Genomic DNA, 18960 nt, shown 5'->3' on the forward strand with positions numbered 1-18960 from the left:
ACGTAAAAGGAAGGACAGTGCTTCGACAAGCTCAGCACGAACGGATTGAAGTTAATCGTCTGCCTCGATCTTCGCGAGCAGCGCCTCGACCTGCACCTGCGCGCCCGCGACGGCATTGAGTTCGGCGACCACGCCGTCGAACGGTGCGGTCAGGCTATGTTCCATCTTCATCGCTTCGAGCGTCAGCAGTTTCTGCCCCTTGGTCACCTTGTCGCCCGCGGCGACGTCCACCGCGATGATCTTGCCGGGCATCGGCGACAGGATCGCGCCGTCGCCCGCCGCGCCGCCCGCGCCGCCCTCGGCGCGCCAGGGTGCGAGCTGCCACACCGAGCCGCGTTCGGCGACGAGCATCGCGGGGGCCGGTTCTTCGGCGCCGGGGCCGTGAAGCGCCACATCGACGCGCTTGCCGTCGAGCAGGAAGGGGGCGGTGCGGACGTCGGGGGCGTTGAGACGGAAGCCCGATTGCAGCGCACGCGGCACCATCGCCATCGCGGCGTTGGTCAGCGCCTGCGCGCTCGGCTCCGGCTCCTCGGTCATCGCGTCGCCGTCGCGGCCGATCAGCCCAGTATCGACGGTGCCGGCGACGAAATCGGGATGATCGAGCGCACTCAACAGAAACGCCGAATTGGTTTTCACCGGCCAGATCGCGCTGTCTTCGAGCATCTCCGACAAAAGCTCGCGCGCTTCCTCGCGATCCTCGCCCCAGGCGATGACCTTGGCGATCATCGGGTCATAGAAGGGTGAGACCTCGGCGCCTTCATAGACGCCGGTGTCGACGCGGCCGAGATGCTCGGGAAGCTGGAACAGTTCGAGCGTGCCGATCGAGGGGAGGAAACCCTTGGCGGGATCCTCGGCATAGAGCCGCGCTTCCATCGCCCAGCCGTTGATCGCGAGTTCTTCCTGCTTGAGCGGGATCGGCTCGCCCGACGCGACGCGCAGCTGCCATTCGACAAGGTCGACGCCGGTGATCTCCTCGGTCACCGGATGCTCGACCTGCAGCCGCGTGTTCATTTCCATGAACCAGATGCGGTCGGCGCGGAGGCCCTCCGACGCGTCGGCGATGAACTCGATCGTCCCCGCGCCGACATAATCGACCGCTTTCGCCGCGCGCACCGCGGCGGCGCATAGTTCGGCGCGTGTCGCTTCGTCCATGCCGGGGGCGGGGGCCTCCTCGATCACTTTCTGGTGGCGCCGCTGGAGCGAGCAGTCGCGCTCGAACAGGTACACGCAATTGCCGTGCGTATCGGCGAACACCTGGATCTCGATGTGGCGCGGCTTCTGCAGATAGCGTTCGATCAGCACGCGGTCGTCGCCGAAACTGGACGCGGCCTCGCGCTGGCACGAGGCGAGCGCGTCGGCGAAATCGGCTGCCGCATCGACCTTGCGCATCCCCTTGCCGCCGCCGCCCGCGACTGCCTTGATCAGCACGGGATAGCCGATCTCCGCCGCCCGCTCGGCGAGGAAGGCCGGGTCCTGATTCTCGCCCATATAGCCTGGCGTCACCGGCACCCCGGCTTCGGCCATCAGCTTCTTCGCGGCGTCCTTGAGGCCCATCGCCGTGATCGACGAAGGCTTCGGCCCGACCCACACGAGCCCCGCATCGGCGACCGCCTGCGCGAACTCTGCATTCTCCGACAGGAAGCCGTAACCCGGATGGATCGCCTCGGCCCCGGTCGCCTTGGCGGCAGCGATGATCTTCTCGCCGATCAGATAGGATTCGCGCGCGGGCGACGGTCCGATATGCACGGCTTCGTCGGCCTCGCGCACATGCAGCGCCTTGGCATCGGCATCTGAGTAGACCACAACGGTCCTGATACCCATTTCGCGCGCGGTGCGGATGATGCGGCAGGCGATTTCGCCACGATTGGCGATGAGGAGGGAGGTGATCATGCCGGACATTTCCTGAACTTTTCGAATGACAGGGTAATCTGGGTGAAGCGCCACAAGCCTTGTTCGGGCGTCTTTGCCCAAGGACCCGGCGGTTCCAGCACCGCATCGACATAAGCCGTCCCGCATTCCGGCGGCTTGGTTCCCTCATGAACGGTGATGGGTAAAGTCGCGCGCCCGAATGCGCCGTCGATTGTGATGTCGGGTGCGCCGAAACTCGGGTTGATCCCCGATTCCGGGCCGAACATCGCCGCCAGAATGTCGCGGGCGGCCTGACCGTCGGTCAATTCGGCATCGGCGAGCCCCGCGCTGGTCATGACAAACCAAAGTCGCGTCTTGTCGGTGAAGTGGACGAACGTCTGGTAACGCGGATCCGGTTTGGCAAGCAGTTCGAACAGATTTCGCACCCCTTGCTCCAGCCGTTCTTGGGGCGATCGTTCGGGAAGCTTGGCCGAAGGCACGTTGACCGGCATCTGGGCAACAGCCGGTGCCGACAAAAGCGCCAGAAGCGGGAAAAGCACGACGCTGCGGAACCGGAATGACGGGTGGCTCGGTTGCAACATCGTCACATCCTGAACACGCCGAAGCCGCGGTCCTCGACCGGCGCGTTCAGCGTCGCCGCAAAAGCCAGCCCCAGCACGTCGCGCGTCTGCGCGGGGTCGATGATGCCATCGTCCCATAGCCGCGCGGTGGCGTGATAGGGGTTGCCCTCATCCTCATATTTCTGGCGGATCGGCGCCTTGAAGGCTTCGGCTTCTTCGGGCGTCCATTTGTCGGCGTCGCGGTGGACGGTCGCCAGCACCGACGCCGCCTGTTCGCCTCCCATCACGCTGATCCGCGCATTGGGCCAGGTGAAGAGGAAGCGCGGGCTATAGGCGCGCCCGCACATGCCGTAATTGCCCGCGCCGAAGCTGCCGCCGATCAGCACGGTGATCTTCGGCACCGTCGCGGTCGCCACCGCCGTCACCAGCTTCGCGCCATGCTTGGCGATCCCTTCGGCCTCATATTTCCCGCCGACCATGAAGCCGCTGATGTTCTGGAGGAAGAGCAGGGGAATGCGCCGCTGCTGCGCCAGCTCGATGAAATGCGCGCCCTTGACCGCGCTTTCGCTGAACAGCACGCCGTTGTTCGCGAGGATCGCGACCGGAATGCCCCATATATGCGCGAAGCCGCAGACGAGGGTGCTGCCGTAATTCGCCTTGAATTCGTGGAACTCGCTGCCGTCGACGATGCGCGCAATCACCTCGTGAACATCATAGGGTGCGCGCACGTCCTGCGGAATGATGCCGTATAGCTCTTCCGCATCATATTTCGGCGGCCGCGGCTCCTTCATCTCGACCTTGAAACCCTCGTCGGCGCCGAGGTGGCTCACGATGTCGCGCACGATGGTCAGCGCATGTTCGTCATTCTCGGCGAGGTGATCGACCACACCCGATTTCTTCGCATGCAGATCGCCGCCGCCCAGATCCTCGGCGCTGATTTCTTCACCCGTCGCCGCCTTCACCAGCGGCGGGCCGGCGAGGAAAATCGTGCCCTGATTGCGGACGATCACCGTCTCGTCGCTCATCGCGGGGACATAGGCGCCGCCCGCCGTGCAACTCCCCATCACGCAGGCGATCTGCGGGATGCGCTTCGCGCTCATATTCGCCTGGTTGAAGAAGATGCGCCCGAAATGGTCGCGGTCGGGAAAGACCTGGTCCTGATGCGGCAGATTCGCGCCGCCCGAGTCGACGAGGTAGATACAGGGGAGGCGGTTCGCCTCGGCAATCTCCTGCGCGCGGAGATGCTTCTTGACGGTCATCGGGTAGTAGGTGCCGCCCTTCACCGTCGCGTCGTTGCAAACGATCATCGTCTGTCGCCCCGATACGCGGCCGATCCCGGCGATCATCCCGGCGCCGGGCACTTCGCCCCCATAGAGGTCGTTCGCGGCCAGCTGGCCGATTTCGAGAAAGGGCGAGCCCGGATCGAGCAGCCGCTCGACGCGCTCGCGCGGCAGCAGCTTGCCGCGGCTCACATGCCGCTCGCGCGACTTTTCGTTGCCGCCGAGCGCCGCCTCGGCAACGCGCGCATACAGCTCGTCGCGCAATGCGCGGTTGTGCGCGGCATTGGCGCGGAACGCGTCGCTCTCGTTATTCACCATCGTGCCCAGAACAGGTGCGCTCACGTCTCCTAATCTCCTTTGAAGCCGGGCCGGACTATCCCGCCGCTCGTCGAGCGACAAGGACCGCAGGCCGAAAATGGTTGGCGTTGAAACCGGTTCGTCACAGGCCTATGCCCCCCCGCATACCCGTTTAAGAACAAGGTCCTTCCCATGAAAAAAGCCGTCTTCACCATATTGCTTTCGACCGCCGCGATCGTCGCGGGGCCCGTTGCCTGTTCGAAGGGCGACAAGGCCGAGGCCGGCTACACTGTCGGCACCGACCTCGGGATCAGCAAGTCCGCGATGGACACGAGCGTGAAGCCCGGCGATGATTTCTACGCCTATGCCAACGGCAATTGGGACCGGACGACCGAGATTCCCGCCGACCGCTCGTCGATCGGCGCCTTCACCATCGCCTTTCTCGAAACCGAGAAGCGCGTCCGCGAACTCGTCGGCGCGATCGTTCAGAAGGGCGGGGCGCTCGACACCGATGAAGGACGCATCGCCGCTTTTTACAAGGCCTATATGAACAGGCCGGCGATCGACGCCGCGGGGATGAAGCCGGTCGCGGCCGACCTCGCGCGCTTCGCCGCGATCGCCGACAAGGCGGCGCTGTCGAAGGTCCTTGGCGAACAGACGCGCGCCGACGTCGACCCGCTCAACGCCACCGACTTCGGCACCGAGAATCTGTTCGGCATCTTCGTGACGCAGGGGCTCGCGACCCCGGGGGAGGTGATCCCCTATATGCTGCAGGGCGGCCTCGGGCTTCCCGAGCGCGAATATTATCTGTCGGCGGACCCCAAAATGGCGGCGATTCGCACCGAATATCAGGCCTATATCGAAAAGCTGCTGACCGCGGCGGGGCAGAGCGACGCGGCGGCGAAGGCCAAGCGCATCTATGACCTCGAGCTCAAGATCGCGCGCGCGCACGCCAGCCGCGAACAGAGCGAGGACTTTACCAAATCGGCCGACGTCTGGGCGAAGGCCGATTTCGCGAAGAAGGCGCCCGGCATCGACTGGGATGCCTATTTCGTCGCGGCGAAGCTCGACAAGGCGGGCAAGTTCGGCGCCTATCACGCGAAGGCGATCACCGGCCTGTCGGCGCTTGTGGCGTCGGAGCCGCTCGATGCGTGGAAGGACTGGCTGACATTCCATCAGATCAACAGCCACGCCGACGTGCTGCCGAGCGCGATCGATAACGCGCATTTCGCCTTTTACGGGACGACTCTTGCGGGCACACCGCAGCAGCGCAGCCGCGACAAGCGTGCGCTCAGCGCGCTGAACACCGACCTCGGCGACGCGGTCGGCCGCGTCTATGCCGAGAAATATTTCCCTGCGTCGGCAAAGGCCGAAGTCGGCGACATGGTGAAAGGGATCAAGGCGGCGTTCGCAACCCGTGTGAACGGCATCGACTGGATGGCGCCCGAGACAAAGAAGGAAGCGATCCGAAAGGTCGAAACGATTGTCGTCGGCGTCGGCTATCCCGAGACGTGGCGCGACTATGGCAGCTATGCCGTCAGCGCCGACAACGCCTATGCGAACGAAGTCGCGGGGCAGAAGGCCGAATATGCGCACCAGCTCGCGAAGATCGGCAAGCCGATGGACAAGGGCGAATGGTGGATGACCCCGCAGACGGTCAATGCGGTCAACCTGCCGGTGCAGAATGCGCTGAACTTCCCCGCCGCGATCCTCCAGCCGCCCTTCTTCGACGCCAAGGCCGACCCGGCGTTCAACTATGGCGCGATCGGGGCCGTCATCGGGCACGAGATCAGCCACAGCTTCGACAATAATGGCGCGGCGTTCGACTCGACCGGCGCGCTGCGCAACTGGTGGACGCCGGCGGACCTGGCGAAGTTCGACGCCGCGGGCGACGCGCTTGCGGCGCAGTTCGACACCTACAAGCCGTTCCCCGACCTTGCGGTCAACGGCAAGCTGACGCTGGGCGAGAATATCGCCGACGTCGCGGGGCTGCAGGCCGCCTATGATGCCTACCGCGCGTCGCTCGGCGGCAAGGAAGCGCCGGTGATCGACGGTTTCACCGGCGACCAGCGTTTCTTCATCGCCTATGCGCAGACGTGGGCGACCAAGATGCGCGCCGAGGCGCTGCGCGCGCGCGTCGCGACCGACGGCCACGCGCCGGGCATGTATCGCGCGCTGACCGTCCGCAACCTCGACGCCTGGTACAAGGCGTTCGACGTCAAGGAAGGCGACAAGCTTTACCTCGCGCCCGACAAGCGCGTCCGCGTCTGGGGGTAAGACAAGCTCGTCATTGCGAGCGAAGCGAAGCAATCCAGGGCGGTTTACACCTGCTCTGGATTGCCGCGTCGCTTCGCTCCTCGCAATGACGCTAATCATTGGAAGCCTGTTGCTTCGCCGGTTTCCTGCGAATCAAATGGCTGTAGACACCGACGCAGTTGATGCCGAGCAGCGCGATATTCTGCCACCCGATGCCTTCGCTGTCGGGTTGCAGGAACCCCCATCCGATCAGCGCGAGGCTGCTCGTCACGAAGATGACGAACGCCCAGCCGGTCCAGCGCCGCCCAAGATTGAGCGAGACGAGCAACGCCGCGAGCGTCGCGGCGCCCGCGCCATAATATTGCAGGGCATCGAGCAAGGTCTGGCTCATGGTAAGCCGCCGATCAGCGCGAAGATGCCCGCCGCGCTCAGCACCGGCCAGGCGATGTGACGCCCCCTGGTATAGGCCGCATTGAACAGCCCCGTCGCCAGCCACGCCGCGCCGATGACGGCCAGCAAACCTTTCGGCGTGCCGGGCCAGCTCACCGCCGCCGCCGAAACGAGCATCAGGACCGAAGTCGCATGCCATGCGAAGCGGACGATCCGGCGGACGAGCGCATCGGCGAGCAAGCCTTCGCCGCTCCGCAGCAACGGCACGATCAGCCGCCTGTAGCCAAGCACCGAATGAACCCCGGCCGTCGTCACCATGAAGGCGGCCGACAGCCAGAGCGAGGTCAGGCCGTTTCGGCGAACAGCTCGCGGCCGATCAGCATGCGGCGGATTTCGTTGGTGCCGGCACCGATGTCGAGCAGCTTGGCATCGCGCCAGTAACGCTCGACCGGCCAGTCCTTGGTGTAGCCCGCGCCGCCCAAGGCCTGGATCGCCTCGCCCGCGACCTTCACCGCATTCTCGCTCGCGAGCAGGATCGCGCCCGCCGCGTCGAAGCGCGTCGTCTGGCCCGCGTCGCACGCCTTGGCGACGTTGTAGACATAGGAGCGTGCCGACTGGAGCATGACATACATGTCGGCCACCTTCGCCTGCATCAGCTGGAACGAACCGATCGGCTTGCCGAACTGCTTGCGCTCGCGAACATAGGGGATGACCGTGTCGAGGCACGCCTGCATGATGCCGAGTTGGAGCCCGGCGAGCACGACGCGCTCATAGTCGAGCCCCGACATCAGCACGCCGACTCCGCCATTTTCGGGGCCCATCACCTGCTCTTCGGGCACTTCGCAATCGGTGAAGACGAGTTCGGCGGTCGGCGAGCCGCGCATGCCGACCTTGTCGATCTTTTGCCCGATGGCGAACCCCGGCATGTCCTTTTCGATCAGGAAGGCCGTGATGCCGCGCGATCCCGCCTCGGGGCTGGTCTTGGCATAGACGACGAGCGTGTCTGCGTAAGTTGCATTGGTGATCCAGAATTTGGTGCCGTTGAGCACATAGCCGCCCTGAACCTTGTCGGCCTTCAGCTTCATCGACACGACGTCGCTGCCCGCGCCGGCTTCGGACATTGCGAGGCTGCCGACATGCTCGCCCGAGATCAGCTTGGGGAGATATTTCGCCTTTTGCTCGGAATTGCCCCAGCGGCGGATCTGATTGACGCAGAGGTTCGAGTGGGCGCCATAGGAGAGGCCAATCGCGGCCGAAGCGCGCGAGACTTCCTCAACCGCGATCACATGCTCAAGATAGCCGAGCCCGAGCCCGCCATACTCTTCCTCGACGGTGATGCCGTGGAGGCCGAGTTCGCCCATCCGCGTCCATAGCTCGTCGCGTGGAAACCAGTCTTCGGCATCGGCCTTGGCGGCGAGCGGTGCGATCTGTTCGTCGGCGAAGCGGGCGGTGGTTTCGCGGATCATGTCGGCAGTTTCGCCGAGCGCGAAATCGAAATCGGGGGTGGCGCGCATGAGGTTCCTGTCGATCGAGGGCGAGGCTGGGCGTGATAGTGCCTCAAAAGCCGGGCATATGGAAATTGAAACGAAAGCAGATTCGGCATAAGAAAAATTTATGATAAAGCGTACGCATATCCGCCAGTTCCTCGCCGTGGTCGATGCCGGAAGCTTCACCCAGGCCGCGCTTCGTATCCGCGTCACCCAGCCGGCGCTGTCGACCGGCATCGCCGAACTCGAAAAACTCGTCGGCACGCCGCTGTTCATCCGCAACCGCCGCCAGATCCGGCTGACCGAGGCGGGCGGGCGCTTCCTGCCGATCGCGCGCGATCTGGAACGCGGCTTTCGCGCCGCCGATGGCTTTGGCCGCGAGGCCGGCCATCGGGCGAGCGAGATGAAGCTCGGCGTCATCCGCTCGGTGCCGGCCGAGCTGTTGCAGGCGATCGCGTCGGCGCTGCGCCCCGGCTTCGCCATCGAGTTGATCGAGAGCAGCGACTCCGAACTTCGCGCGGCACTCGGCAGCGGGCGCATCAACATGGCGCTGGTTCCGCTGCGCGAAGGCGAGCGCGGCGGCCATGTGACGCCGCTTTACGAAGAACCGGTGCTGATGTTCATGGCGTCGGACCATCCGCTCGCCGGACGCATCGAGGTCGGGCCCGAGGAACTCGCCGCCGAGACAATGATCGCGCGCCGCTCGTGCGAATTTCTCGACGCGACCAGCCGCTTCTTCACGCGCCACGGCGTCCGCCCGCGCTTCGCGTTGCGCAGCGAAAGCGACGAGCGTTGCCTGCGCATGGTCGCCGCCGGAATCGGGATCACCACCGCGCCGGCCTCGCTCGCGATCGACGGCATCGTCCCGCTCAAGGTCGCGGGATATGATTTCCGCCGCGAACTGGGACTGATCGCCGATCCCGCGTGGGCGGCCTTGCCCGAGGTCGCGCCGCAACTCGCCCATGCGCTGGAAACGATCGGCGCCATCGCGGCCGAGTGGCGGCAGACGAGGGTCGATGCCGCGGCATGATCGGGTGCCTCACAAGTCTGGCTTGCCCCCTCGAAAGGCCATACAGTTTGCGCACCGTCAATGGGGGCGGCAAGGGCGGGGCATGATCGATACGCTGACCCATCTCGACCGGCTCGAGGCCGAGAGCATCCATATCATGCGCGAAGTGATGGCCGACGCGGCCAAGCCCGTGATGCTCTACAGCGTGGGCAAGGACAGCGCGGTGATGCTCCATCTCGCGCGCAAGGCCTTCTATCCCTCGCCGCCGCCGTTCCCGCTGCTCCACGTCGATACGACATGGAAATTCAAGGCGATGTATGAGCTGCGCGACCGCATGGCGGCCGAAAGCGGCATGGAGCTCATCGTCTACCAGAACCCTGAGGCGAAGGCGCGCGGAATTAATCCGTTCGATCATGGTCCGCTCCACACCGACATGTGGAAGACCGAGGGACTCAAGCAGGCGCTCGACCTCCACGGCTTCGACGTCGCCTTCGGCGGCGCGCGCCGCGACGAGGAAAAGAGCCGCGCCAAGGAGCGCATCTTCTCCTTCCGTACCGCGAGCCACGGCTGGGATCCCAAGAAGCAGCGTCCCGAGCTCTGGAACCTCTACAACGCCCGCAAGGCGAAGGGTGAGAGCATCCGCGTCTTCCCGATCTCGAACTGGACCGAGCTCGACATCTGGCAATATATCGCGCGGGAAAATATCCCGATCGTGCCGCTGTACTTTGCTGCGCCGCGCCCGACGGTCGCGCGCGACGGCCTGCTGCTGATGGTCGACGATGACCGCTTCCCGCTGCTTCCCGGCGAGACGCCTGTCGAACGTTCGGTGCGCTTCCGCACCCTCGGCTGCTATCCGCTCACCGGGGCGGTCGAGAGCGGGGCGACGACCCTGTCCGAAGTCATCCAGGAAATGCTGCTCACCACGACCAGCGAACGGCAGGGCCGCATCATCGACAAGGATGGCGGCGACGCCAGCATGGAAAAGAAGAAGCAGGAGGGGTACTTCTGATGACGGACCCCATCTACGTCACCGACGCTCTCATCGCCGAGGATATCGACGCCTATCTGGCGGGCCATGAAAAGAAGTCGCTGCTCCGCTTCATCACCTGCGGCTCGGTCGACGACGGCAAGTCGACGCTGATCGGGCGGCTGCTCTATGACTCGAAGATGATCTTCGAGGACCAGCTCGCCGCGCTCGAAGCCGACAGCAGGCGCGTCGGCACGCAGGGGCAGGAGATCGACTTCGCATTGCTCGTCGACGGCCTCGCCGCCGAACGCGAACAGGGGATCACGATCGACGTCGCCTATCGCTTCTTCACCACCGAGAAGCGCAAGTTCATCGTCGCCGACACGCCGGGGCACGAGCAGTACACGCGCAACATGGTCACCGGCGCCTCGACTGCCGATGCCGCCATCATCCTGATCGACGCCACCAAGGGCGTGCTGACGCAGACGCGCCGCCACAGCTTCCTCGCGCATCTGCTCGGGATCAAACATATCGTGCTCGCGGTGAACAAGATGGACCTTGTCGGATACGACAAGAGCGTCTTCGACCGCATCATGCTGGCTTACCGGGCCTTCGCGAGCGAGATCGGCATCACCCATTTCACCGCGATCCCGATCTCGGGCTTCAAGGGCGACAATATCACCGCGCTCTCGGACAATACGCCCTGGTTCAAGGGGCCGGCGCTGATCGAGCATCTCGAAACTGTCGAGATCGGCAGCGCCACCGACGAGGCGAAGCCGTTCCGTATGCCGGTGCAGTGGGTCAACCGCCCGAACCTCGATTTCCGGGGCTTCTCGGGCCAGCTCGCGAGCGGCAAGGTCAAGCCCGGCGATGCGGTCCGTATCTTGCCGAGCGGCAAGACGACGACGATTGATCGCATCGTCACCCTCGACGGCGATCTGGACGAAGCGGTGGCCGGGCAGTCGGTTACGCTGACCCTCGCCGACGAGGTCGACTGCTCGCGCGGCGACGTGATCGCCGCCGCCGACGCGCCGCCCGAGGCGGCCGATCAGTTCGAGGCGACTTTGGTGTGGATGGCCGACGAGGCGATGATCCCGGGCCGCGCCTATTGGCTCAAGCTCGCGACGCAGAGCGTCTCGGCGACGGTTCAGGCGCCGAAGTACGAGATCAACGTCAACACGCTCGACCATCTCGCGGCGAAGACGCTCGACCTCAACGGCATCGGCGTCGTCGAGCTGTCGACCGACAAGCCGATCACCTTCGAAGCCTATGGCGACAACCGCGCGCTGGGCGGCTTCATCCTCATCGACAAGCTGACCAACGCGACGGTCGCCGCGGGGATGCTGCATTTCAGCCTGCGCCGCGCGCAGAATGTCCACTGGCAGGCGACCGACATCGACCGCGACATGCGCGCGAACCTCAAGAACCAGCGCCCCGCGCTGCTCTGGTTCACCGGCCTTTCCGGCTCGGGCAAGTCGACGATCGCGAACCTCGTCGAGAAGAAGCTGCACCGGATGAACCGGCACAGCTTCCTGCTCGACGGCGATAATGTCCGCCACGGCCTCAACCGCGACCTCGGTTTTACCGAGGCCGACCGGATCGAGAATATCCGCCGCGTGGGCGAGGTCGCCAAGCTGATGAGCGATGCGGGGCTGATCGTCATCACCGCCTTCATCTCGCCTTTCCGGGCGGAGCGCGAGATGGTGCGCGCGATGCTGCCCGAGGGCGAGTTTATCGAGGTGTTCATCGACACCCCGCTGGCCGAGGCCGAACGGCGCGACGTCAAGGGCCTCTACAAGAAGGCGCGCGCGGGGCAGCTCAAGAATTTCACCGGGATCGACAGCCCCTATGAGGCACCCGAAAATCCCGAGATCCGCATCGACACGACCGCGATGACGCCCGAAGAGGCGGCGGACATGATCATCGATCGTCTGCTGGGGTAGATATGACCGCAGCGGAGACCGACGAACAACTGGCCGAACGGCTCGCGACGGCGGCGGGCGCGATCCTGCTCGATCTGCGCGCGCGGGGCGGGCTTGACGGCAAGACGTTGGGGAAAGCGGGCGATGAGCGGGCGAACGCGATGCTCTGCCGCGAGATTCGCGCCACACGGCCCGCCGATGCGCTGCTGTCCGAAGAGGAAAAGGATAACCCCGCGCGCTGTAGCAACTCGCGCGTCTGGATCATCGATCCGCTCGACGGCACGCGCGAATATGGCGAGGGCAGGGACGATTGGGCGGTGCATGTCGCGCTCGCCGTCGATGGTGTCGCCACGGTCGGCGCGGTCGCGTTGCCGGGTTTGGGCGTCACGTTGACTTCGGGTGTGCCGGTTGCGCTTCAACCGGCAAACCAGCCACTCCGCATGCTCGTCAGCCGCACTCGCCCCGCCGCCGAAGCAGTCTTCGTCGCCGAAAGGTTCCATGCCGAACTGCTCGCCATGGGCTCGGCGGGCGCCAAGGCGATGGCGGTGGTGCTTGGGCAGGCCGACATCTACCTCCACACCGGCGGTCAATATGAATGGGACAATTGCGCTCCCGTCGCTGTGGCGCAGGCCGCGGGCCTTCACGTCAGCCGCGTCGATGGCTCGCCGATCCGCTACAACAACCCCGACACCTATCTGCCCGATCTGCTGATCTGCCGTAAAGAACTCGCCGAAGAGGTGTTGCGGGTGGCGGCAGAATATTCTTCCCTCGCATAATCGTCATCCCGGCCGTCGCCGGAACACCGACGTAATAACTCGCTTGATGTCGCGATTTAAGCACCTCGGGTGCGTCGCCTTCAATTCGCGATTCATGCTGAGGCCGGGCGCCGGCGAACGCAGCCGCCGTGTATGTCCACCTTGATGAAGTCCCCGCCGTATCATTCGATCGTCCACTCAAAAAAAAGGGAGGCGCATTTTGCCTTGATGGCCGTTTTAGATAGGTAACGGATCAGGAGGAGCGGGGTGGCAGCGGAATCTGTCTCCGAACTGGAACGGCTGACCCGGAAATTCCGGCCGCCGCTGATCGCCTTTTTTTCGCGTCGGGTCACGGGTCTCGCTGAGGCCGAGGACATGACCCAGGAGGTTTTCGTACGGCTGATGCGAACGCAAGCGAATATCGAAGAGACGAGTGCCGCCTATATTTTCCGGATCGCGGCGAATCTCATCAAGGATCGTGCCCGCCACGATCTTGTGCGCCGACACTTCGCCGACGCCGTGCGAAGCGAAGGCGGCGTGGGCATCGATCCCTTCGACCCCTTCCGGATCGCTTCGGCGCGCGAAAGCATTTCGGTCCTCTGGGCCGCGATCCAGGCGCTGCCCGAACCCACGCAGCAGATATTCATATTGTACCGCGTCGAGGATATTCCCAAGCAGACGATTGCCGACAATTTCGGATTCCACCTGCGGACGGTCGACAAGCATATCTCGCGCGCGCTGGTCTTTCTTGCCCGTCGGATGAGACAGCAGGCATGATTCCCGAGAACGACAACGACGGTTTTGCCGAGCAGGAAGAACGGGCCGCCGCCTGGTGCCTGCGGATTGCCGAGCGGCCGCTCACCTCCGCCGAGCAGGCCGATTTCGACGAATGGCTCGCCGCCGACGAGCGCCACGCCCAATATTTCGAGCAGATGGTGGCGGTGTGGCAAGGCACCGACGCGATCGCGGAACTTCCTGGCTTTCTGTCGCTTCGCGCCAAGGCGCTGACGACGATGGAAAGCGCCCGGACCCATAATGAGCAGCCATCGCGAAGCTTGACCCGCCGCCACGCTTTCGGGGCGCTGACCGCGTTCGCGCTGACGGCGGGGGGCGGCGCCTGGTACTGGGCCGAGAGTCCCGACGTCTATGCTACCGCCGTGGGTGAACGGCGGATCGTTCGCCTCGATGACGGGTCCAGCGTCTCGCTGGACGCCGCCAGCCGGATGCTGGTGTCCTTCACCGACGAACGGCGCGCGGTCACGCTCGAGCGCGGCCGGGCCAAGTTCGACGTGGCGAAAGATCCGCTCCGGCCGTTCACGGTGACCGCCGGTTCGCAGTCGGTGGTCGCGGTGGGTACGAGTTTCAGCGTCGAACTGCTGAAAGATCAACTCCGGGTCCTGCTGTTCGAAGGACAGGTCGCGGTCGTGCCGCGTGCCATCGCCGCGGCCAATATCAGGGCGCGGCGACCGGCATCGGCGACAACCCAGCTTTTGCCCGGACAGGAATTGGTGGCCAATCTTTCATCCGGTGCTGCGGAAGTCCTGCCTGTCGAAGCCGAGCGCTCGCTCGGCTGGGAAGGCGGCCGCGTCGATTTTGTCGACATGCCGCTGGCGGATGCGGTCGAGCGGATGAACCGTTACGCCGCATCGCCGATCGTCATCGGCGATGCGGCGGCGGGCCGCCATCTTGTCAACGGCGTGTTCGATGCGGGCGACACCGACAGCTTCGTCAAGGGCGTCACATCGCTCTATCCGCTGTCCGCGCATGACACAGGCGACAAAATTTTGATTAAAACAGTAAATTCTGGAACAGATAAGAAAAAAAATAGCAGAAGTTAAAAATAATAGGCCAAAATCGGCGACTGGATCGTCTTTATGACAGGGGGGCGGAAATATCGATCCCTCGCATAGAGGGAGAGAATATGTCTAACCGTCGCTATCTATTGTCGAGCCTTGCCGTTGGTGCGCTCGTTTCCGTGTCGGCGCCCGCGCAGGCCGAAGCGCGCCAGATTCAGCAGTTTGATATTCCGGCCCAGGATCTGGGCGGCGCGCTACGCGCCTTCGCGCGCGCGTCGGGCGTACAGGTCATCTTCGATGGCAAAGCCGTGCGAGGCAAGCGCAGCGAGGCGCTTCGGTCGCGGTCGGGTGCAGAAGAGGCGCTCCGCGAGCTGCTTCGCGGAACCGGGATGGCCTATCATCGCAAAGGAAAGATCTTCATCGTCAGCCCGGCGCGGACGATCGCACAGGCTCCTGTCCAGATGGCGAGTGCGGCGCCGGTCGTAATGGCTACGCAGGCTTCGGCGCCGGACAGCAGCGACACCGCCGAAATCATCGTGACGGCACAGAAAAAGGCGGAGAGGATCGTCGACGTGCCGATCGCGATGACGGCGCTGTCGTCCGCCGCGCTCGACGATCATAAGATCGAGGGGGGAGCGGAGCTGCTGCGCGCGGTTCCGAATATGAGCTTCTCCAAGGCCAATTTCAGCATGTATAACATCTCGATCCGCGGGATCGGGACGAAGGCGATATCGGCATCGTCCGACCCGGCGGTCGCCGTCAGCTTCAACAACACCCCCCTCATCCGCAACCGGCTGTTCGAATCCGAATTTTTCGATCTCGCTCGCGTCGAGGTGCTGCGTGGTCCGCAGGGCACGCTCTACGGACGCAACGCGACGGGCGGCGTGGTCAATATCATCCCGGCGCTTCCCGAACAGGATTTCGGTCTCGACGCCAAGGTTGAGGTCGGCAATTACAAGTCGATGCGCTTGCAGGGCATGATCAACGTGCCCGTCACCGACACACTGGCCTTTCGCTTATCGGGCGCGCTGACGAGCCGCGACGGCTTCGACTACAACACAATCACGCAGCGGCGCGTCAATGACCGCGACCTCTGGTCGACCAGGGCCATTGTCGCATGGGAACCCAGCGACCGCTTCAGGGCCAATATCATCTGGCAGCATTTCGAGGAAGACGACAACCGGTCGCGCACCGGCAAACAACTTTGCACGCGCGATCCGGGGCCGGCGACGATCGGCGGGGTTGTCGTGCCGGAAAATATTCAGGGGCGCCTCAGCCAGGGCTGTCTACCCGGCTCGCTTTACGATGACGCGGCCTATGGAACCCCCAACGCCAGCGGCTATGCGGCGGTGGTCGCGGGCAATAGCGGATATGTGAGGATGGGCTATATTCCGGGTACATATGACCTTGTGGAGGGCCTGAGGCCCGGCGATCCCTTCGCCAATGCCGTGCAATCGCGCAATCTGCGCGAGATTGCGACGAGCATCGATCCGGTGTTTCGGGCCAAAAATGATGTTTTCCAGGGCAATCTGGAATTCGACGTTACCGATACGGTGAAATTCGTTTCGCAGACGGCCTATGCGCGCGACCGATATTTTTCGACACAGGATTATAACCGCTATGTATCGGCGCCGATATTCAACGATACGTTGGGATTGGTGGACGGGCCGCCACAGATCATCATTCCGATGCCGCCGCCGCTGCCGCCGCTGGTTTTCGGCGAAGAGCCCCTACCGATCGACCAGACTTACGCCGCGCCGGGCGGGATATTTTGCGATCCGCAACTCGGCTGTTCGGACCGCATCCTTTCGATGGATCTCAGCCGGTCGCGCAACCGCCAATGGTCGCAGGAATTCCGCCTGCAATCGGATTTCGACGGGCCGTTCAATTTCAACCTTGGCGTCAATTATCTCGATTTCAAATCGCAGGACGATTATTTCGTTTTCAACAATCTTTATACGTTCATCGCCTATAACCGGTATAATAGAGCTCAGGATGGCTCGTCTAACGGTGCGTACAGATATGATCTTTGCGGTCCCGATGTAACGACAGGGGATTGTGTCTATATCGATCCCAATCCGATCGATTCACTCGACGAACAGGGGCATAATTATTTTCTCAGTCGCAACAATGTGCGGACCAAAAGCTGGGGCTTTTTCGGTGAAGCCTATTGGAACGTTACCGACAATGTGAAGGTTACCGCCGGGCTGCGCCTGACCCGTGACAGCAAACGCGCCGTCCTTTATCCCAGCCAGCTTCTCCTGGGCGGTGGTGGCACCAGCGGCGGTTCCGTCAGCGGGGGGTATCCAGCCGATCCGCCACTCGTTCAGCGCTGGACAAAACCGACCGGACGACTGGTGATCGACTGGAAACCGGACTGGTCATTTACCGATGACAGCCTGGTCTATGCGTCGGCTTCGCGTGGATACAAGGGCGGCGGCGCCAATCCGGCGCGACCCGGGATCTCCGACATCAATGTCCAGTTTTCCGATATTTCTCCCACATTTAAGCCCGAATATGTCAACGCCTTTGAAGTGGGCATAAAGAACAGCTTCGATGGCGGGCGTTTTACCCTGAACGCCACGGGCTTCTATTATGATTATAAGGATTACCAGGTCTCGCAGATCGTGGACCGGATTGCGCTCAACGAAAATTTCGATGCGACGAGTTGGGGGCTGGAATTCGAAGCCGCCTGGCGGCCATCGCGCGCCTTCCGCGTCGATGCCAATCTTGGTTATCTGAAGACCCGGTTGAAGGAAGGTTCGCAATCGATCGATGTCATGAATCGCACGCAAGGCGATGATGATTGGGTAGTGGTCAGGCCGTTTCTTCAGGTTCCCTCCAATTGCATTGCGCCGCGCGCCTATGTGGAACGGATTCGGGAAGTGGATCCGGCGGCTGTAAATTACGAGGCTACCTACGCCTTATGCGGCCAATCCAAGTCCTTCGGTACCTTCGATCCCGCTACTGACGTGCTCGGCTATTTGGCACAGGCTTATGGCTTCACTTACGATCCCTTTGCGCCATATAATCCCGATACTGTCGGAGCGTTGGTGCCCTATGATCCGGCGAATCCCGATGCGTGGCGCAGCCAGGTCAGCGGCGCGCCGAATGGCGGGCGCGGCTTTTTTGCTGACCTTGGCGGCAATGAATTGCCCAACTCGCCCCGGCTGACCTTCAATCTGGGCGCGCAATATACCGCCTTCATCGACGGTGGCGATTGGGAACTGACCTTCCGCGGCGATTACTACCGTCAGTCGAAGAGCTTTGCGCGCGTCTACAATACCGAATATGATCGATTGAAAGCTTGGGACAATGTCAACCTCGCGGTTACGCTCGCGCGGCCGGCGGATGATTTCGCGCTGCAACTCTATGTCAAGAATGTCTTCAACAAGACACCCATCACCGACTCCTTCACCAACAGCGACGACTCCCTGCTCAGCACCAACGTCTTCACGCTCGACCCGCGCATCATCGGGTTCAGCGCGACGAAGCGGTTCTGATGACGGGCCTGTCCTCCTTCGGCGCCAGCGCCCGCCCCCGCGAAAGCGGGGGGGCAAGGTTCGCAAATAGATCATCGGCGCGTCCGGTCCGGCACCGGGCCATGAATGGCAATAGCATTTCTCGATTGATATTTGAATAATATTGAAAAGTTATAAATGCGTAAGAATATGATGCAGAAACTATGTTTCTGTAGAGGGAAGCTATTTTCTAAATATAATCTTAAGTATTAATACGTATATTGGTGAATCAATATTTAATCTTGATTAAATCTCATAGAATTTTTATTTTTAAATTGCATCGATTCGCTTGATGCTTGAATATAATTCAAACGGCTAACAGGAGAGTTGATATGAAAAAGTTCTCTGTTATTAGCGCGACCGCGCTCGCGCTGGCTACTCCGGGCATCGCCCATGCCAGCGCCACGCCGGATGGCTTGCACAGTTTTACGGGAACCCTGGAAGTCCAAAAGAGTCTGGGGATATGGACGAGTTGCAGCGTTGACGCCAAGGTTGATGTTTCGTCGAGCGTTCCCAGACTGCAGTCGGTTACACTCTCCGGCGGCCTCATCTGCCCGGGTATCACCTTCACTGGCCTCCCTAGCGCTCCTCTTGATGTATCGGCATTGCCGGTTGCTAAGGTACCGGCCGTTACCGTGAATATTGCGTTCCCCGCCGGCACGTGCAGTGGAAGCCTCTCTTTCCTTTGGGGCGGCAACACCCCAGTGCCGCGCACTATTGCGTTCCAGGATGGACTCTCGAATATTCCCTCTACCTCCGGCGGAACAGCCCCGTGCCGGATCAGGGGTGTCCTCAGCCAGACCGCGGCGACTCCGCCGCTTAGCGTCTTCAACCCTTAACGGCTCCTCTCG

At 62.9% G+C, this 18960-nt stretch carries 15 protein-coding genes; 8 read left to right on the forward strand and 7 right to left on the reverse strand.

All coding sequences use genetic code 11. The features are described from left to right. Positions 1-51: 51 nt before the first annotated feature. Genes QZL87_RS08270 through QZL87_RS08280 form a run of 3 tightly spaced genes read right to left on the reverse strand, consistent with a single transcriptional unit; the run spans position 52 to position 4051 of the window. On the reverse strand, positions 52-1890 hold the full coding sequence (locus tag QZL87_RS08270; RefSeq protein ID WP_295326240.1) for an acetyl/propionyl/methylcrotonyl-CoA carboxylase subunit alpha: 1839 nt from the start codon (positions 1888-1890) through the stop codon (positions 52-54). Beyond that, positions 1887-2450: a hypothetical protein gene (locus QZL87_RS08275; protein ID WP_295326242.1), complete on the reverse strand. Its 564-nt coding sequence runs from the start codon at positions 2448-2450 to the stop codon at positions 1887-1889. The genes QZL87_RS08270 and QZL87_RS08275 overlap by 4 nt, the downstream gene beginning before the upstream one ends. A gap of 2 nt (positions 2451-2452) precedes the next feature. Beyond that, positions 2453-4051, reverse strand: coding sequence for a carboxyl transferase domain-containing protein (locus QZL87_RS08280; protein WP_295326244.1), 1599 nt, complete (start codon positions 4049-4051; stop codon positions 2453-2455). Between the two features lie 147 nt (positions 4052-4198). On the opposite strand from QZL87_RS08280, the gene QZL87_RS08285 reads away from it, so the two are divergent. Then, the gene (locus tag QZL87_RS08285; protein WP_295326246.1) at positions 4199-6283 is read left to right on the forward strand and encodes a M13 family metallopeptidase; all 2085 of its coding nucleotides are present in this window, start codon (positions 4199-4201) and stop codon (positions 6281-6283) included. Between the two features lie 91 nt (positions 6284-6374). Here the strand turns inward: QZL87_RS08285 and QZL87_RS08290 are convergent, their stop codons facing one another. From QZL87_RS08290 to QZL87_RS08300, 3 genes are read right to left on the reverse strand one after another with little or no spacing between them, the layout of a single operon-like run. Continuing rightward, on the reverse strand, positions 6375-6653 hold the full coding sequence (locus QZL87_RS08290; protein WP_295326248.1) for a hypothetical protein: 279 nt from the start codon (positions 6651-6653) through the stop codon (positions 6375-6377). Then, positions 6650-6970 carry a hypothetical protein gene (locus QZL87_RS08295; protein ID WP_295326250.1) on the reverse strand — a complete coding sequence of 107 codons (321 nt, stop codon included), beginning with the start codon at positions 6968-6970 and terminating at the stop codon, positions 6650-6652. Before QZL87_RS08295 ends, QZL87_RS08290 begins: the two co-directional genes overlap by 4 nt. Before the next feature lie 26 nt (positions 6971-6996). Then, entirely contained in the window at positions 6997-8166 is a 1170-nt protein-coding gene (locus QZL87_RS08300) for an isovaleryl-CoA dehydrogenase (protein ID WP_295326252.1), read from the reverse strand. Positions 8167-8266: 100 nt separating this feature from the next. Here QZL87_RS08300 and QZL87_RS08305 point away from each other — a divergent pair, with 100 nt between their 5' ends. The 7 genes from QZL87_RS08305 to QZL87_RS08335 all read left to right on the forward strand — a co-directional run bounded on the left by QZL87_RS08305 (position 8267) and on the right by QZL87_RS08335 (position 18091). Continuing rightward, a complete protein-coding gene (locus tag QZL87_RS08305) occupies positions 8267-9169 on the forward strand; it encodes a LysR family transcriptional regulator (RefSeq protein WP_295326254.1) in 903 nt (300 codons plus the stop codon). 82 nt (positions 9170-9251) lie between these two features. After that, positions 9252-10157, forward strand: coding sequence for a sulfate adenylyltransferase subunit CysD (gene cysD / locus QZL87_RS08310; protein WP_295326257.1), 906 nt, complete (start codon positions 9252-9254; stop codon positions 10155-10157). Beyond that, complete coding sequence (gene cysN / locus QZL87_RS08315) at positions 10157-12058, forward strand: sulfate adenylyltransferase subunit CysN (RefSeq protein WP_295326259.1); 1902 nt, start codon at positions 10157-10159, stop codon at positions 12056-12058. Before cysD ends, cysN begins: the two co-directional genes overlap by 1 nt. 2 nt (positions 12059-12060) lie before the next feature. Further along, positions 12061-12813, forward strand: coding sequence for a 3'(2'),5'-bisphosphate nucleotidase CysQ (locus QZL87_RS08320; RefSeq protein WP_295326261.1), 753 nt, complete (start codon positions 12061-12063; stop codon positions 12811-12813). A gap of 246 nt (positions 12814-13059) precedes the next feature. Continuing rightward, complete coding sequence (locus QZL87_RS08325) at positions 13060-13569, forward strand: sigma-70 family RNA polymerase sigma factor (RefSeq protein WP_295326263.1); 510 nt, start codon at positions 13060-13062, stop codon at positions 13567-13569. Then, positions 13566-14630 (forward strand): FecR domain-containing protein, encoded by a 1065-nt coding sequence (locus tag QZL87_RS08330; RefSeq protein WP_295326265.1) that lies wholly within the window; start codon positions 13566-13568, stop codon positions 14628-14630. The genes QZL87_RS08325 and QZL87_RS08330 overlap by 4 nt, the downstream gene beginning before the upstream one ends. 83 nt (positions 14631-14713) lie before the next feature. After that, positions 14714-18091, forward strand: coding sequence for a TonB-dependent receptor (locus QZL87_RS08335; RefSeq protein ID WP_295326268.1), 3378 nt, complete (start codon positions 14714-14716; stop codon positions 18089-18091). A 325-nt stretch (positions 18092-18416) separates the two neighbouring features. On the opposite strand, the gene QZL87_RS08340 is transcribed toward QZL87_RS08335, so the two are convergent. Further along, positions 18417-18941, reverse strand: a complete 525-nt coding sequence (locus QZL87_RS08340) for a hypothetical protein (protein ID WP_295326270.1) — start codon at positions 18939-18941, stop codon at positions 18417-18419. Positions 18942-18960: the final 19 nt, after the last annotated feature.

This window comes from uncultured Sphingopyxis sp. (assembly GCF_900078365.1).
Lineage (GTDB): Bacteria > Pseudomonadota > Alphaproteobacteria > Sphingomonadales > Sphingomonadaceae > Sphingopyxis.

Excerpts from the sequence above, each read along its gene's own strand:
- QZL87_RS08285 (WP_295326246.1), top strand. The coding sequence starts at position 4,199 with ATGAAAAAAGCCGTCTTCACCATATTGCTTTCGACCGCCGCGATCGTC.
- QZL87_RS08300 (WP_295326252.1), bottom strand. The coding sequence starts at position 8,166 with ATGCGCGCCACCCCCGATTTCGATTTCGCGCTCGGCGAAACTGCCGAC.
- QZL87_RS08270 (WP_295326240.1), bottom strand. The coding sequence starts at position 1,890 with ATGATCACCTCCCTCCTCATCGCCAATCGTGGCGAAATCGCCTGCCGC.
- QZL87_RS08295 (WP_295326250.1), bottom strand. The coding sequence starts at position 6,970 with ATGGTGACGACGGCCGGGGTTCATTCGGTGCTTGGCTACAGGCGGCTG.
- QZL87_RS08305 (WP_295326254.1), top strand. The coding sequence starts at position 8,267 with ATGATAAAGCGTACGCATATCCGCCAGTTCCTCGCCGTGGTCGATGCC.
- cysD (WP_295326257.1), top strand. The coding sequence starts at position 9,252 with ATGATCGATACGCTGACCCATCTCGACCGGCTCGAGGCCGAGAGCATC.
- QZL87_RS08320 (WP_295326261.1), top strand. The coding sequence starts at position 12,061 with ATGACCGCAGCGGAGACCGACGAACAACTGGCCGAACGGCTCGCGACG.
- cysN (WP_295326259.1), top strand. The coding sequence starts at position 10,157 with ATGACGGACCCCATCTACGTCACCGACGCTCTCATCGCCGAGGATATC.
- QZL87_RS08290 (WP_295326248.1), bottom strand. The coding sequence starts at position 6,653 with ATGAGCCAGACCTTGCTCGATGCCCTGCAATATTATGGCGCGGGCGCC.
- QZL87_RS08275 (WP_295326242.1), bottom strand. The coding sequence starts at position 2,450 with ATGTTGCAACCGAGCCACCCGTCATTCCGGTTCCGCAGCGTCGTGCTT.
- QZL87_RS08335 (WP_295326268.1), top strand. The coding sequence starts at position 14,714 with ATGTCTAACCGTCGCTATCTATTGTCGAGCCTTGCCGTTGGTGCGCTC.
- QZL87_RS08330 (WP_295326265.1), top strand. The coding sequence starts at position 13,566 with ATGATTCCCGAGAACGACAACGACGGTTTTGCCGAGCAGGAAGAACGG.